Here is a 14,040-nt window from a genome sequence, read left to right on the forward strand (position 1 = left end):
GTGCTGCCTTGTGCGCCGTCGCCCACGGCGGCAGCTCTGCTAAGCCGGTTCGTTTAGCCGACGGCCGCGCCGACTATGTCAGTCCAAGAGCCCAGCGGATGGGAAAACGCCCAAATCGTCTTACTGCGTCCCTGCCCGTCACAGCAGGGCGAGGACCGAACCGTCGCCGACGACTTCCGGCCAGGAATCGCTCCATGCAGATGCGAGACGTCACATGGGTCTATCCGCCGCGTTTCGCGCCCATGCCGACCTGCCCACGCACTGCTCATGTTCAACGCCGGACGCTACTGTCTCGGATGTCGGGCGTCGCCTCGGCGACCCCCTGCCGCTCGTCCCCAAGTGGGCTCCGATTGAGCGCGCCACCGCTCGGCCCCGTTCGCCGCAGGCCGACGGAGTCCAGAACCGCGCCCGAGTCCGCGCCCCATTTCGGCGCTTCCCCGCATCCGCGGTCCGCTTGCGGTGAGGTACGTTCCCGCCATGCCGAAATACCCCAGAGTCCGAGAGCAGCACGTCGCCGTGTTCGGGGAAAGTGGCTCCGGGAAGACCGTGCTGGTTTCGTCCTTCTTCGGACCAACGCAGGAGGGCTCGTACTCGAACGACCTGTGGGACCTCGTCGCCGACGACACGGGTCAGGGCAACCGGCTGTACCAGAACTACCTCGGCATGAGAGACCATGCGACGGCCCCGATGCCTACTCGATTCGCTGCCACGACCTACTACTTCTCAGTGAAACTCAAGGGCGGCGATAACGCCGTTGGGAAGAGGCGGCCCTTCGATGCCTTGCGGATCGCTTGGCACGACTACCCCGGGGAATGGTTCCAAGAGTCACCGGCCAGCGAAGAGGAGGCTGGTCGCCGTGTGGACACCTTCCGGTCCTTGCTGAGATCCGACGTGGCGCTCTTCCTGGTCGATGGTCAGAAGCTGATGGACTACCAGGGCGAGGAGGAGCGGTACATCAAGTCGCTCCTGACAAACTTCCGCCAAGGTTTGCTGCGCCTCAAGGAGGACTTGCTGGCCGATCAAGACCGATTGGTCGAGTTCCCGCGCATCTGGGTCCTGGCGCTCTCGAAGGCCGATCTGTTCCCAGACTGGGACATCTACTCGTTCCGAGACCTCCTTATCGGCAAGGCCGCAGAGCACATCGAGGCGCTCCGCGCGACGCTCCAGGATCTGGTGGAGACACCTGAAGCCCTGTCGGTCGGCGAAGACTTCATGCTGCTCTCCTCGGCCAAGTTTGAACTTTCCTCGACCGCCCCCGAGCCGCTGCAGATCGACGTGACGCAGCGGGTCGGGCTCGACCTCATCCTGCCCGTGGCCTCGTTGCTCCCCCTCGAGCGTCGAGTCCAATGGAACGAGCGCATGGAGATCCCCAGGAAGGTTTTGGAGACCCTGGCGGACGGCGCCGAGACCCTGGCCGTGGCCCTTACGGCCGGAAAGTCATTCGGCGTCGACAAGCTCGTGGCCAAGTTGCCCGTGGTCGGGCCCATCGCGAGCAAGGCCGCGCTCCCGGCCCTCATTGCGGCCGCCAAGATGGGCGGGGAGCAACTTAAGCAGATGAACGCTCGGGCCCGTGAGAACCACGACTATCTAAGTGCCTCACTGACTCAGTTCAAGTTGGACCTCGACCAGGGCGTCACGGACAAGCTCCTCATCCGGAGCCGCAAGTGAGCCCTGACGCTAAGCCGCCCGAGGGGCTCATTTGGGCTACCAGGGGACTTTCCTGGGGATTCCGGTTCCTACTCGACGGGCAGCTGCCCGACCCCCTATCCGCCTACGAAGAGCTTTTCGCGGGGTTTGAGAACGAGCCGGCAATGTGTCGCCGCTTCGCCGAGAAGGTCGCTCTGCGATTTCCCGATCCATTGGGCCGCAGGGATGCAGCAGGCCGAGTCATACCGCACGAATTTGTCCTGCTCGGAGAGCCGGCCCAGGAGATCCTGTCGGTCGAAGACGGCCTCCGCCAGGTCTGGCCTCGCGTAGCAACTGCCTATGCCCGAATCTGGGATGCCGACCGCCCACCCTCAGTCGCCGACCTTCACTTCGGCATGTAGCCCGGGTCGGCGCTTCTGGGCTCTCAGCTGAGACCGCTGCCGAAGGGCAATCTCATTTCGCTTGGCAATGCAAATCCGCGAGCGTGTGGCCAACATCGGGACGGGGCCGACCGCCCGCGTGACATCGCCGCGTGTCAGGTGTCGTGAACATGGTCTCGACTCGGCAGTTCTCAGGCTGCGGGCCGTGCAGACGCCGCGGTCGACTCATTCCACGTTGGAGCGTCCGCAAGCAGGGCATATCGCGCGCGACTGGCAGCCTGGACCGTAAGTGCCGCGACGCTGGCGATCGCGGGCGGCAACAGCACCTCGTGGACGATGGCAGGCCACAGCGTCAGCGCGACGACGAACACAAGCGCTGGCACATACAAGCGAAGCGCCTCGTGCCGCCATTGGATGACCGCAGCTGTCGTTAGGGCCGCAGACAGAATGTATGGGGCGAACCAGAACAACCAAGAAAGCCCTACTAGAAGCCCGTCCATCTCGGTGCACCGCCTGCGTAAGAGATCCTGACCCAACGCCATCGCCTTGACCCGCGCGGCGATCGAGCAATCGCTTCGAGCTCGACACTACCGCTGCCATTCGGGGCGACGATCAGCCGGGACCTGACGCTCGCGGAGGGCTATCAGGAAGGTGCCTCACACCGCCGCGTGCCGACTTCTGAGGGCGGCAGATCGGTTCGCGTAGGGATGTCTCCCAGGTTCGCACCGAGATCAGCCGAAGGCTCTTGCCTCAGCCTCGCACAGACGCGCGCAGAGGGTTTTGAGAAGGTGCCGGGCGACCTCGGGATCCGCGTCGACCACTGCCTCGAAGTCTTGGTGGGGAATGGCCATCAACCTCATGGCCTCGAGTGCGGTGACGGTCGCGGATCGGGGTCGCCCGTCGATCATGCTGATCTCGCCGAAGTAGTCACCGGGGCCGAGGGTGCGCACCTCACGACCGTCCTTGCTGGAAAGTTGCAGGAACACGCAGCCCGGAGATAACGGCAGCCACTCGCCAATCGCCTTGCAGGGCAGCCAGATTCGACAGGGGGCTTGGCTTTCAGTTAGTCGGCGCTCGAACGGGCACTGCGCTACATTTCGTGAGCCGCCAACAGGGGCTGGCAATGACGCTAGGAGCATGACGGTGAGACTTGGAAAGAAGACTGCGGTCGGTTTGATCGCGGCTGCCGCAGTGGTGGCCACTCCGGCCGTGGCGCAAGCCGCGGCGGTTTACGGCCCGTACACCACGTTCACGACGGCCAGCTCGGGGTCGAAGACGTCTGGCGTGTACACGCGTTCGGGATCGCTGTACGCATGTGGAGACATCAGCAACTCCTCCACGTTGGCGAGCTACGTGGTGCAGATCTGGCGCGACATCGACTTCGCGCCCGACACGATCCAGCGCAGCGTGTCCACGACGTACAACGCGGCGACGGCGTGCACCAGCTCCTTCACCGCCTCCAGCGGCGAGGGGTACTACAACCGAGGCGCGTGGACCGTTGCCGAGAACCCGAGCCACGCCGGGTGGTTCCAGGCCCGCACGCCCTGAGCGTCATGACAGATGCGCTTGTCGCACGTGGCGTCTCCGTCCGTTTCGCGCGGACGGAGGCGCTTCGCGACGTCACCGTCGAGTTCACGCCGGGCGTTACGGGTCTGCTCGGGCACAACGGTGCCGGCAAGTCCACCTTGATGGCGGTCTTGACCGGCTTGCTGCGTCCCACCGAGGGCGAGGTGCTGTTCGGTGGACGCCCGGCCGCTGCAGGGCAAGCGGGCAGTTCAGCACTGCGTGCCTCGCTCGGCCTGCTTCCGCAGAAGTTCGGGTACTTCGGAAGCTTCCGGGTGCGTGAGTTCGTCGAGTACGCCGCCTGGCTCCATGCCATGAACCCGCTGTCCGTACCGACCGCTGTCGACCGCGCGTTGGAGATGGTGCGTCTGGTCGACCGTCAGGACGCGAAGATGAAGTCGTTGTCCGGGGGAATGGCCCAGCGCGTCGGCATCGCCTGCGCCACGGTGCACGAGCCGCGCGTGTTGGTTCTGGACGAGCCCACCAACGGCCTCGACATCGAGCAACGCGACATCTTCCGCGGCATCCTGCGAGACCTGCAGCAGCGTCACCCCCAGCAGGTGACCATCCTGTCCTCGCACCTCGCCGAGGACATCGCCGCCGTCTGCGAGCGCGTCGTGATCCTGCAGCAGGGTCGGCTCGTCGCTGATGCACCGACGCGCGACCTCGTCGGTGGCGGCCCCGACGCCGAGCTGTCCGGGGTCGCCCTCGAGCAGGCCTACCTCCGAGTCCTGGGCGCACAGACATGACGTCACCGACGACGTCAGTGCCACAGAGCAACTCGCGCGACCCGAAGCCTGCTGTGCCAGTTGGGCGTCGTGCGTCCGCTCGCGTCGGGCAGTGGCGGCGAGTTGCGGCCACGGAGGTGCGGACCAGCCCAGCGCTGCTGCCCATCGCCGCCTTGACGGTCATCGGGTGCCTGCGGCTGGCCTCCTCGGACGTCCAGTGGGTCGGCTACTGGCAGAACACGACGCTGAAGGTGCACACCTACGCGTGCATCGTCATCGGCATCGTCGCTGGTGCGGTCGCCGCCTGGCAGGCAGGTCGTTCGCAAGCGGCCGGTCTGCACCCGATGGAGAACACCGCCACGGTCAACGGCGCCCGCATCGTGCTGCGCGCAGTCGCGCCCATCTGGCTGATCGCCACAATTGGCTTCCTTCTGGTGCTTGCCGCTGCCCTGGGGCGGTCCGCCGTCGTCCATGCCGGGACGCCACCATGGGGCCTGGTCGTCATGACCGCTGCAGTGCTCGGCATGCAGGTCGCCGCCGGGGCCGCCCTTGGGGCGTGGCTGCCGCGCCGGGCCGCGCCGGTCGTCACGATCGTCGTCCTGTACGCCGGGGCGGCGACGCCCGTGTACGTCGAGGGCGGGGAACGGACGTGGGGCCGGCTCTATCCCATCGTCCAGCAGCTGTGGGACCCGCTGATGCGCGAGGCCCCCACCCGCACCCTGACCGCGTCCGCGTGGCTGATGTGCGTCGCCGCCCTGCTGGTGCTCGGTGCAGGACGACGCTGGGCTGGGGTGCGCCCGAGCCGTGTCTCGGTGGCCGGCGCCGCGACCCTCGCAGCCATCTCTGCTGCGCTCGTGCTGGTTCCGCAGGTGGCCCCCGGCGAGCAGTTCGCCACCGTCCGCGGTGCCGGCGACCCCGTCGTTTGCACCAACGGCCCCGGCCCGTCCTACTGCGCCTGGGCCGACCATGCCGACACCCTCCCCGCAGTTGCCGACGCCGCGAGCGCCTTCGCCCGCGCCACCGCTGGACTGGCTTTCATCCCGACGACGCTGGCCGAGCCGGGCGTGCCCCGCGCTCTCGGGCGTCCCGCCGTCGAAGTCAGTGCCTTCACCACACCGGTTCCCTCGCGCGAGGAAGCCCTGGCCGCCCTCGTCACCGCATCGGCACCACAGCCTGGTCCCACGTGCATCGGTGCGGACGGGGCCGTCATCGGCGGCTCGGATGCCGCACGGGCCATCCCCGCCATCCTGAGCGAACGCCTCGGCGTCCCATCCACTTTTGGCGCAGACTCGGTCGCCTACCCAGCCCTCAGACAACTGAGCGTCCCTGAACAGGACGCATGGATGAACGCCGCAGCCAAGGCCGAGGTCAGCTGCGCCCAACCGCCACCGGTGCCGGCTTCATGACCGGCGAGCAAACCCGCAGCTCCAACCGGTCGGGCCTTCGTCGACTGTGGAGCTCAGGTCCACTGATGCTCGCTCGGGGAGTACACGCACCCGAGGCGCTGGCCGCTGCCGTGGCGGTCGCGGCACTCTTCGCCGCACTGCCGGTCCTGAGCCTCCCCGTAGGCATGATCACAGCCGACGAGCCGGTGCGCCTGCCGCTCTACCTGATCGAACCCATCCTGCTGGCCATCATCGCCACACCTCTGTGTTTCAGCGCGGCAGCAACCATGGAGGCCACGGCGGCGCGGCCCGCCCGGCGGTGGCACGCGCTGACCATCAGCGTCGTAACCGCATGTGTCTGTGGACTGCTCGCGATCCAGCCAAACGTCTCGCTCGAAGAGGTACCCCGCGTCCTCGCCACGTACCTCGGCTCCATGGGGATGATGCTTCTGGGCGCAACGGCCTTCGGCCAGCTCGGCTGGCTGGTGCCCTTGGCCTACCTGCTGATGCTCTCTGTCATCGGTGCCAGCGGCTTCGGCGAGCTCAGCGTCTGGGCGTGGTCGGTCAAGCCCATCGCAACGGCTGCACCATCCGCCCTCCTCCTCCTCGCAGCCGGGTCTCTCACACTCGCGACCCGGTGGCGCACGCGAGGACTCGCATGACGAACACGCGGGCAGTGGCCGCGCGCGAGGTCACCCAGGAACCAGTTCGCCTCGACCGCGAGAGAGGTGACAGCGTGCGCCGAAAGTCTTGGCACGGCGGGACCGGCCGCGTCAGGAGGCGCTGCCGGCGACCACTGCAGCCGATGCGCTCGCGGCGACGATGGCCGCCATCAGGCTGCTGATGGCTGCCCGGACGGCCTCGGCCGCCCAGTCGCCCTCCGCGATCCGGGCCGCGCGTTCCTTCAGCTCGCGCCTGGATACGCCGACCTCGACGGGGTCGACCACCTTGGGGACCGCCCCGAGCGCGGACAGCAGCGCGATGAGCGCACCGGTCCGCGCGTCCGTCGCTGTTCCTCGGCGCAGGCTCACGACGAGCTCACCCTGCACGTCCGTCTCGTGGCGGACGTCCTGGGACGGCCATCGGTGCGTCGGGATGACGCCGAGCACGCGGCCGTTCGCGGCGCGCAGCACTCCCGCGTCGACGAGTCGCTCGTACAACCGAGCCCGAGTGCCCTTGGACAAGGCGGTCAGGGCCGACTGGGGCTTCTTGCCCTCCTCCCGGCTGACCGTCGCCAGCGCCGCGTCCAGGACGTCGTCTCCTGTGGGGGTGCGGTCGCGGACGACGAGACGGTCGTGACGGTGTCGACCGGCGGTGCCTTCGACCTCGACGCGGTGGGCCAGCGCGAGCTCGACCAGCAGGGCACCTCCGAGCGCGATGTCCGTCAAGGTGCCGGAGGCGACCAGCCGGCCTGTGTCGTCATCGGTGAGCAGCAACAGGAGGTCTTCCGCGATCAACATGCTTGCGATCGTCGTCGCCCGCCCCCGCCGGCACCAGAGCCATTGGCCCCTTCACCACAGGGGCACCCGCCGAGCCCCGGGGACGCCGGGGCCACCTGACGCGTGCCCGCCCGCGCTCACATGTCCTGGTCCGGCGTCTCTTCCGTGGCGATCACGTGCATCACCGCATTGATCAGTGCCAGGTGGGTGAACGCCTGGGGGAAGTTGCCGAGGTGGCGTCCGGTGTGCGGGTCGATCTCCTCGCCGTACAGCTCGAGCGGGCCCGCGAACGAGAGCAGCTTCGCGCAGAGCTCGTGCGCCCGTCTCGTCTCGCCGATCTCCGCCAGCGCTGACACCAGCCAGAAGGAGCAGATCGTGAAGGTGCCCTCCTCGCCGGTGAAGCCGTCATCGGTCTCGTCGACGCGGTAGCGCAGCACCAGTCCGTCCACGGTGAGCTCGTCCGCGATCGCCAGCACGGTCGCCCTGATCCGGGCGTCGTCGGCCGGCAGGAACCGCACCAGCGGCGCGAGCAGCAGCGACGCGTCCAGGGCGTCGGTGTCGTAGTGCTGCACGAGCACCCCGCGGGCGTCGACGCCGTGGGCGAGGATGTCCTCCTTGATCTCCTCGGCGGCCATCTGCCACTCGGCGGCCTGCGAGTCGTGGCCGATCATCGAGGCCAGGCGTGCTCCGCGGTCGACGGCGACCCAGCACATGATCTTCGACGACGTGAAGTGCCTGAGGTCCCCGCGCACCTCCCAGATGCCGGCGTCCGGCTCACGCCAGTGCTTCAGCGCCGCCTCCACCTGCTTGCCCAGGATCGGCCAGATGCGCCCGTCGAGGTGGTCGGCCACCTTCGAGTGCAGGTAGACCGAGTCGAGCAGTGCGCCCCACACGTCGTGCTGCACCTGGCTGTGCGCCGCGTTGCCGACGCGCACGGGTCGCGACGCGGCGTACCCGGGCAGGTGGTCGAGCGTCGACTCCGGCAGGTCCCGCTCCCCACCGATCCCGTACATGATCTGCAGGTCGTCGTCCCGCTCGGCCACGTCGGCGATGAACGAGAAGAAGTCCACGGCCTCCCAGTCGAACCCGAGGGAGTAGAGCCCCCACAGCGCGAACGTCGCATCCCGGATCCACGTGTAGCGGTAGTCGTAGTTCCGTTGCCCGCCAATGGTTTCCGGCAGCGACGTCGTCGCGGCAGCAGCGACCGCACCGCTGGGGCTGTACGTCAGTCCCTTGAGGGTCAGAGCACTTCGCTGGAGGTAGGTGCGCCACGGATGGTCGGGGAAGCGGCCCCGCCCGAGCCAGTGCTGCCAGTGGTGCGCCGTCCACTCCAGGCGATCGTGCGCCTGCGCACTGGTCATCGGCGGCGGCACCGCACCCCACGACACGGCGACGAACCGCTCGTCCCCCTCCTTCAGCAGGGTCCGGGCGGTGGCCTGACCGCCCTCGAACCCGAGACGGAAGTCGGTGGTGAGGTGCAGCGTCACTCCCGCGCCCTCGGCGTTGCCCCACCCTTCGTGGTAGCCGGCCTTGCCGTAGTCCCACCGCACCGGCGTGCGCCCGTAGTCGAGCACCGGCTCGCACGCCATCACCGTCTGGACCTCGCCCGACACGCAGCGGACCGTCCGCAGCAGGGTGTGCTCGGCGTCGTAGTCCATGGGCGTGCGGTGGTGCTTCTCCGACACGCCCTCGTCGTGGTGCCACGGACCGATGAGCAGGACGTCGCGCACGATGATCCATCCCGTCGAGGTGCCCCAGCTCGTCTCGAGGATGTTCGTGCCCGGCAGGTACCGCCGCGCTGTCGGCACGCTGACGTCGGACGGCCCCAGCCGGAAGCGTCCCGCGTGCCGCCCGAGCAGGGCCCCGAACATGCTCGGGGAGTCCAGCCGGGGCACACACATCCAGTCGATGTCGCCCCCCGGCGCGACGAGCGCCGTCACCTCGCCGTCCGACAGGAAGCCGTAGTCGGCGATGGGCACCGTCTTCCCGTGCCCGTCGGGTGGAGTCTGCGCCGGCACCTCGACCGATCCGTCCATGACCTCAGAGTCCACCGACGCGCGGACGCGGACAAGAGCGTCGACCCGCGGCCGGGCAGATGGGTCGACGCGGAACGTCTCGCACGCATTCAGGGGCGGGTGTGCTCGTGGATGCCGTCGAGGTGGGTGCGGAGCTCGGGAGGGTCGTGGACGACGAAGCGGCAGTTCAGCGCGAGCAGTCGCAGCGCGAGCCATTCCACGGTGTCGGACGCGGTGTGCCATCGGGCATCCTCCCCCTCCGCGACGAGCTGGCCGTCGCCGAGGTGGTCACGCAGCCGCTCCGTGGCGACGGCGATGGGTAGGCGCAGCGTGATGGTGGCTCGATGCGTGGGCGCCATCGCCTGCTCGGTCCGCTGCAGATGCGTCAGCACGTCGGGGTCCGGCAGCTCGTGACGGGCCGGCACTCCCGTGGCGCGTGGTGCGCTGACCCGGTCCGCGCGGAAAGTGCGCCACGCGTCTCGATCGAGGTCGAAGGCCACGAGGTACCAGCGCTGTCGCACGCTGACCAGCTGGTGCGGTTCGACGTCTCTGGGACCGCGGGCACCGTCCCGGCGCTCGTACTCCAAGCGGACTCGCTCCCGGTTCGCGATGGCTGCGGACAGGACCGTCAGCACGTCGGGATCGACGGGCGCGCCGACGGGATAGCTCCAGCTCATGACGCTCCCGCCCAGCGCACGGACGCGGTGGCGCAGTCGGGACGGCAGCGCCTGGGTCAGCTTCGCGAGGGCGCGGACACCCGCGTCCTCGAGCCCGGGAAGCCCGTGGACAGCGATGGTGCGCAGCCCGAGCGCGACCGCGACGGCCTCGTCGTCCTCCAGCAGCAGGGGCGGCATCGACGCGCCGGCGACCAGGCGGTACCCGCCGTGGACGCCGAGGTCTGCCACGACGGGATAGCCCATCTCCCGCAGCCCGTCGATGTCGCGCCGGATGGTGCGTTGGGTGACCTCCAGCCGTTGGGCGAGCTCGCTGCCTGACCAGGTGCGCGGAGTCTGCAGCAGCGACAGCAGGGTGAGAAGACGTGCCGTGGTTGCGACCATGCCTCCATCATCGAGCAGAACTAGGACACGAATCGTCCTACTTCGGTTCTAGGGTCGCCCACGTCAGCGCAACCCACCCGAAAGGAACCCACCATGTCGGACCAGCACCAGTCCGCCCCGGCCGGCTACACCGACGTCTCGGCCTGGGTCGTCACCGACGACACCGGGGCCTTCCTCGACTTCGTCACCGAAGTGTTCGCGGGCGAGGAGCTCGCCCGTGTGACCCTCGAGGACGGATCAGTCGGCCACGGTGAAACCCGTGTCGGCGACACCGTCGTGCTGGCCTTCGACCGCCGCCCGGAGTGGCCGGTCATGCCGAGCCTGCTGCGCGTGTTCGTGCCGAATGCGGACGACACGTTCGTCAGGGCGGCCGCCGCCGGCGCGACGGTGGTGACCGAGCTGGCCGACAGCGCATTCGGTCAACGCGGGGGCCGCATCAAAGATCCGTTCGGCAACATCTGGTGGGTCGTGAGCCAGGTCGAGGACGTCCCCGAGGACGTGATGTGGCAGCGCCTGCAGGACCCGGTGTACGCGGAGCAGATGCGCGTCGCCCAGGAGACGCTCGACGCCGAGCTCAGCGGTCGAGCACGGGGACGCAGCAGCGCCGTGGTCCGCTGAGCCGCCGCCTTCGCCGCCTCCTCCGCCTTCTCCGACCCGTCGTCCCGGCTCGCGATGTCGAGGACGCACCCCCGGCTGAGTGCAGCTCCGGGCTCTGGTTCGCGTGGGTTTGCGCAATCGCCGGCGGCGGCGAGGGCGCCGCGTAAGAATGCGAGGTCAGATTCGTGGGCCTGGGCCCGAGGGTGGAAGGGCCGGGCCGACCGTTGGACCTCCGCTCGATCCCCACCGCTCCCGAGGCCGCGCGCACCGACCTCTGGCGATCGCCCCGGGCCATCGGCTTGGCCAGCGCCGCCCTGTTGGTCGTGACGTCGCTGTCCGACGTGGCGATCGACTCACGGGTGGCGGTGCTGACGGTGCTGCTCGGCCTGGCGCCGCTGTTGGCGTCGTCCGCGCTGACGCCGCGGTCCACCGCGGGTTTCGCTGTCGCAGCGGTGGTCGTCGCGGCCGCGTCCGGCCTGTGGAACGACGTCGATGTCCAGTACTGCATCCGGGTCGCCGATGTCGTCCTGGTCGGTGCGTTGTCGGTGCTGGTGGCCGTGGTCAGGGCGAGCCGGGAGGCCGACCTGCGCGACTCGCGCCGCATCGCCGGCGTGGCGCAGGAGGCGCTGCTTCCCGTGCTGCCCGAGCAGGTCGGGCCGGTCCGCCTCGCGACTCGCTACCACTCGGCGACTCGCACCGCGCAGATCGGGGGCGACTTCTTCGACTTCGTCGCGGACGGTGGCCGCCTGCGCCTCGTCCTGGGCGATGTCAGCGGCAAGGGCATCGGCGCCGTCACCCAGGCCGCGCGTGTGATCCGCGCGTTCCGCCAGTACGGGGCCAGCGAACCCGACCTGCTGTCCGCGGCCCGGCGCGTCCACGAGTACGTCACCCCGTTCTGGGACGCGGAGCGATACGCCACGGCCGTCTTCGTCGAGATCACCGACGCGGGCAGCGTGACGGTCGTCTCGGCCGGTCACCCGGCACCGCTGCACGTGTCCGGCACCGTCGTCCGCGAGCTACCCGTGCACCCCTGCCTGCCCCTCGGGATCGGGCCGGCGGACCACGTCACGACGCACCCGTGGAACGCCTCCGACCGGCTCCTGCTCTACACCGACGGGCTCGTCGAGGCCCGCAACAGGGCCGGTGGTTTCCTACCGCGCGCCTCCATCGAAGCGGCTCTGCGCCAAGGGAATCCGAACGAGTGCCTGGACCAGCTCCTGGACCGCGTGCGTGCCCACGCCGGACAGTTCAACGACGACCTCGCGTTGCTCCTGCTGACCAACGACTCGAGCGCCACCGCCGTGCGCGTGCCGGACGCGTCGACCAGCAGGGCCTGACGGGCGGGTCCACCGCCCCGCGGCGACATCGCCTCGGGAGCCCACGCCGGTGCCGAGCTTCGTCCTGGCGACAGCCCGCACGCGTCGGTCGGGTCAGCCGATGTGGCTCAGCCGGGCGAAGACGATGACGTTGTCGCGGTACTCGTTTCGCCTGTCGGTGGGCCCGCCACAGGTGACGAGCCGGATCTCGGCGCGCCGGAAGTCGCTCTTGTAGACGAGGTCGGTCGGGAAGGCTGTCTTCTTGTACGCGGCGACCCTGTCGACGGTGAAGGTGAGGCGGGAGCCGTCGTGACGGTTGATCCGCACGACGTCGCCGGCCTTGACCCGACGCAGCTGCGCGAAGATGCCCGGGACGCCGGCGGGAGTGTCGACATGGGCGGCGAGGACGGAGGGTCCGAGCTCGCCGGGTGTGGGGCCGGCGTCGTAGAGCCCGATCTCCTGGGCGGTGCCGGGCACCGAGATCGTCCCGTCGCGCTGCACGGTGAGCGGCACGAAGGTGCGCGACCGGACCCCGATCGACGGGATCTCCAGGGACGTCGGTGCAGACGCGGCGAGGGCACCTGGCGCCGTCGTGGCGGACCTGCCGCCGACGCCCGTCCGTGGGGCATCGCTGGTGGTCGGGGCATCGGAAGGGGCGGGGCCGCCGGGGACCGCCGGGCCGGCCGCGGAGGGCGGCAGACCCGACGTGCCCGACGTTCCCGTGCCCGCCGGTGATCCCCGAAGGCCGAGGACGAGCGCGACGACTCCCACGACGAGCAGGACGGCCGTCGCCGCCAGGGCCACCGCGACACCGGGGGTGACACGGCGGCCGGCGGCCGGCGATGGGCGTGCGGGTTCGTTCACGGGACGGTCCGGTCGGGGCGGCTCAGCCGCGCGAGCCGGCGGCGCGGTGGGCGGTGCGACGGGTGGTGCGACGCGTGGCGAACGCGCCGGATCCGGCCGCGGCGAGCAGTGCGACGCCACCGACGGCCAGCAGCATCCCGTTGGTGTTCGTCGTGCTGCTCAGGCCACCACCGGTGTGCATGCCGCCGGCGGGGGCGACGTGCAGGGCACCGCACAGGGCCGGGTCGGTCGCCTCGGTGGGCAGCTTCGGGTCGAGGTCGCTCTTGGTCTTGCCGGAGTACTTGCCGTCGTGGTTGTGGTCGACGCCGTGGATCACGACGACGGACTGGCCCTTGGTGATGGCCTCGGCCACGCCGTCGGAGACCTTGATGCTGCCGCGCTCGTAGCTGATGTTGCCGCCGGGAGCGGTGCTGAAACGGTCGACCGCGAGACCGCTCTTCGGGCTCGTGTCGCCGGTCTTGGTCAGCGACACGACGATGTCGCCGTAGGCCGGGCCGCCCTCGGTCGTGTTGATCGTGCCGTCGCCGTTCGTGTCGTCCTTGATGCTCGGGCACTCGTGGCGGGCCGCCGCGGCGAAGTGGATGTGGGCCGCGTGCGGCTGGTCGGGGAGCAGGCCACTGGCGGCCATCTCGACCTTGATCGTGTTGCCGGTCACCGTCACCTGCGCGGTGCCGGACCCGGAGACCTCGCTGCCGGGCACCGGCCGCAGGTTGGCGCTCACCCATCCGTCGGCCGCGAACGCGGGACCGACCGAGAGGGCCATGGCGGCAGCGGCGGCGAGGCTGGCGCCGGCGATCCGGGTGGTGCGGGTGCGAGTGGTGCTGGTGCGCATCTGTTCTTCCTCCTTGACGAGGAGACACAGCCGTCCATCCTGCTCTGCTTCAGACGGGGGTCGTCGTCGACCGTCTCCGTCGGGGGGTTCGCTGCGTGCGCCCGGCCGGATTGGAATCCCCCTCAAGCCAAATGCGCTCGAGCCCGTGCCGTGACCGGAGCGGCGCGTGCCGGTCGGAGTGGGCGAGCGGTGGGGGCCCCCCGGGGGGGGGGCCCC

Annotated in this window: 13 protein-coding genes; 7 read left to right on the top strand and 6 right to left on the bottom strand. The window is 69.6% G+C overall.

Annotated features, from left to right (window positions below; genetic code table 11):
- Nucleotides 1-477 precede the first annotated feature (477 nt).
- Entirely contained in the window at nucleotides 478-1,668 is a 1,191-nt protein-coding gene (locus RY076_RS00390) for a TRAFAC clade GTPase domain-containing protein (RefSeq protein WP_323095328.1), read from the top strand.
- A 1,090-nt stretch (nucleotides 1,669-2,758) separates the two neighbouring features.
- Here the strand turns inward: RY076_RS00390 and RY076_RS00395 are convergent.
- A complete protein-coding gene (locus RY076_RS00395) occupies nucleotides 2,759-3,013 on the bottom strand; it encodes a Crp/Fnr family transcriptional regulator (RefSeq protein ID WP_323095329.1) in 255 nt (84 codons plus the stop codon).
- Nucleotides 3,014-3,311: 298 nt separating this feature from the next.
- Between RY076_RS00395 and RY076_RS00400 the strand changes: the two genes are divergently transcribed.
- The 4 genes from RY076_RS00400 to RY076_RS00415 all read left to right on the top strand — a co-directional run bounded on the left by RY076_RS00400 (nucleotide 3,312) and on the right by RY076_RS00415 (nucleotide 6,365).
- Nucleotides 3,312-3,575, top strand: a complete 264-nt coding sequence (locus RY076_RS00400; protein ID WP_323095330.1) for a hypothetical protein — start codon at nucleotides 3,312-3,314, stop codon at nucleotides 3,573-3,575.
- Nucleotides 3,551-4,339, top strand: a complete 789-nt coding sequence (locus RY076_RS00405; protein ID WP_323095331.1) for an ABC transporter ATP-binding protein — start codon at nucleotides 3,551-3,553, stop codon at nucleotides 4,337-4,339. The genes RY076_RS00400 and RY076_RS00405 overlap by 25 nt, the downstream gene beginning before the upstream one ends.
- A 116-nt stretch (nucleotides 4,340-4,455) precedes the next feature.
- Nucleotides 4,456-5,724, top strand: a complete 1,269-nt coding sequence (locus tag RY076_RS00410; RefSeq protein ID WP_323095333.1) for a hypothetical protein — start codon at nucleotides 4,456-4,458, stop codon at nucleotides 5,722-5,724.
- Nucleotides 5,725-5,888: 164 nt separating this feature from the next.
- Nucleotides 5,889-6,365, top strand: coding sequence for a hypothetical protein (locus tag RY076_RS00415; RefSeq protein WP_323095335.1), 477 nt, complete (start codon nucleotides 5,889-5,891; stop codon nucleotides 6,363-6,365).
- Nucleotides 6,366-6,476: 111 nt separating this feature from the next.
- On the opposite strand, the gene RY076_RS00420 is transcribed toward RY076_RS00415, so the two are convergent.
- From RY076_RS00420 to RY076_RS00430, 3 genes are all read right to left on the bottom strand, one after another.
- Nucleotides 6,477-7,163 (bottom strand): GOLPH3/VPS74 family protein, encoded by a 687-nt coding sequence (locus RY076_RS00420; protein WP_323095336.1) that lies wholly within the window; start codon nucleotides 7,161-7,163, stop codon nucleotides 6,477-6,479.
- A gap of 116 nt (nucleotides 7,164-7,279) precedes the next feature.
- Nucleotides 7,280-9,178, bottom strand: a complete 1,899-nt coding sequence (locus tag RY076_RS00425; RefSeq protein WP_323095338.1) for a glycoside hydrolase family 15 protein — start codon at nucleotides 9,176-9,178, stop codon at nucleotides 7,280-7,282.
- 89 nt (nucleotides 9,179-9,267) lie between these two features.
- Nucleotides 9,268-10,215 (bottom strand): helix-turn-helix transcriptional regulator, encoded by a 948-nt coding sequence (locus RY076_RS00430; RefSeq protein ID WP_323095340.1) that lies wholly within the window; start codon nucleotides 10,213-10,215, stop codon nucleotides 9,268-9,270.
- A 93-nt stretch (nucleotides 10,216-10,308) separates the two neighbouring features.
- On the opposite strand from RY076_RS00430, the gene RY076_RS00435 reads away from it, so the two are divergent.
- The gene (locus tag RY076_RS00435) at nucleotides 10,309-10,833 is read left to right on the top strand and encodes a VOC family protein (RefSeq protein ID WP_323095341.1); all 525 of its coding nucleotides are present in this window, start codon (nucleotides 10,309-10,311) and stop codon (nucleotides 10,831-10,833) included.
- Between the two features lie 203 nt (nucleotides 10,834-11,036).
- Nucleotides 11,037-12,149: a PP2C family protein-serine/threonine phosphatase gene (locus RY076_RS00440; protein ID WP_323095342.1), complete on the top strand. Its 1,113-nt coding sequence runs from the start codon at nucleotides 11,037-11,039 to the stop codon at nucleotides 12,147-12,149.
- Between the two features lie 93 nt (nucleotides 12,150-12,242).
- Here RY076_RS00440 and RY076_RS00445 read toward each other — a convergent pair whose 3' ends face one another.
- Both RY076_RS00445 and RY076_RS00450 read right to left on the bottom strand, forming a co-directional pair.
- Nucleotides 12,243-12,992: a sortase domain-containing protein gene (locus tag RY076_RS00445; RefSeq protein WP_323095344.1), complete on the bottom strand. Its 750-nt coding sequence runs from the start codon at nucleotides 12,990-12,992 to the stop codon at nucleotides 12,243-12,245.
- Between the two features lie 22 nt (nucleotides 12,993-13,014).
- The gene (locus RY076_RS00450; RefSeq protein ID WP_323095346.1) at nucleotides 13,015-13,824 is read right to left on the bottom strand and encodes a hypothetical protein; all 810 of its coding nucleotides are present in this window, start codon (nucleotides 13,822-13,824) and stop codon (nucleotides 13,015-13,017) included.
- Nucleotides 13,825-14,040: the final 216 nt, after the last annotated feature.

It is taken from the genome of Intrasporangium zincisolvens (assembly GCF_034724055.1).
GTDB classification, from domain to species: Bacteria; Actinomycetota; Actinomycetes; order Actinomycetales; family Dermatophilaceae; genus Monashia; species Monashia zincisolvens.

Excerpts from the sequence above, each read along its gene's own strand:
- RY076_RS00390 (WP_323095328.1), top strand. The coding sequence starts at position 478 with ATGCCGAAATACCCCAGAGTCCGAGAGCAGCACGTCGCCGTGTTCGGG.
- RY076_RS00415 (WP_323095335.1), top strand. The coding sequence starts at position 5,889 with ATGATCACAGCCGACGAGCCGGTGCGCCTGCCGCTCTACCTGATCGAA.
- RY076_RS00420 (WP_323095336.1), bottom strand. The coding sequence starts at position 7,163 with ATGTTGATCGCGGAAGACCTCCTGTTGCTGCTCACCGATGACGACACA.
- RY076_RS00425 (WP_323095338.1), bottom strand. The coding sequence starts at position 9,178 with ATGGACGGATCGGTCGAGGTGCCGGCGCAGACTCCACCCGACGGGCAC.
- RY076_RS00430 (WP_323095340.1), bottom strand. The coding sequence starts at position 10,215 with ATGGTCGCAACCACGGCACGTCTTCTCACCCTGCTGTCGCTGCTGCAG.
- RY076_RS00435 (WP_323095341.1), top strand. The coding sequence starts at position 10,309 with ATGTCGGACCAGCACCAGTCCGCCCCGGCCGGCTACACCGACGTCTCG.
- RY076_RS00450 (WP_323095346.1), bottom strand. The coding sequence starts at position 13,824 with ATGCGCACCAGCACCACTCGCACCCGCACCACCCGGATCGCCGGCGCC.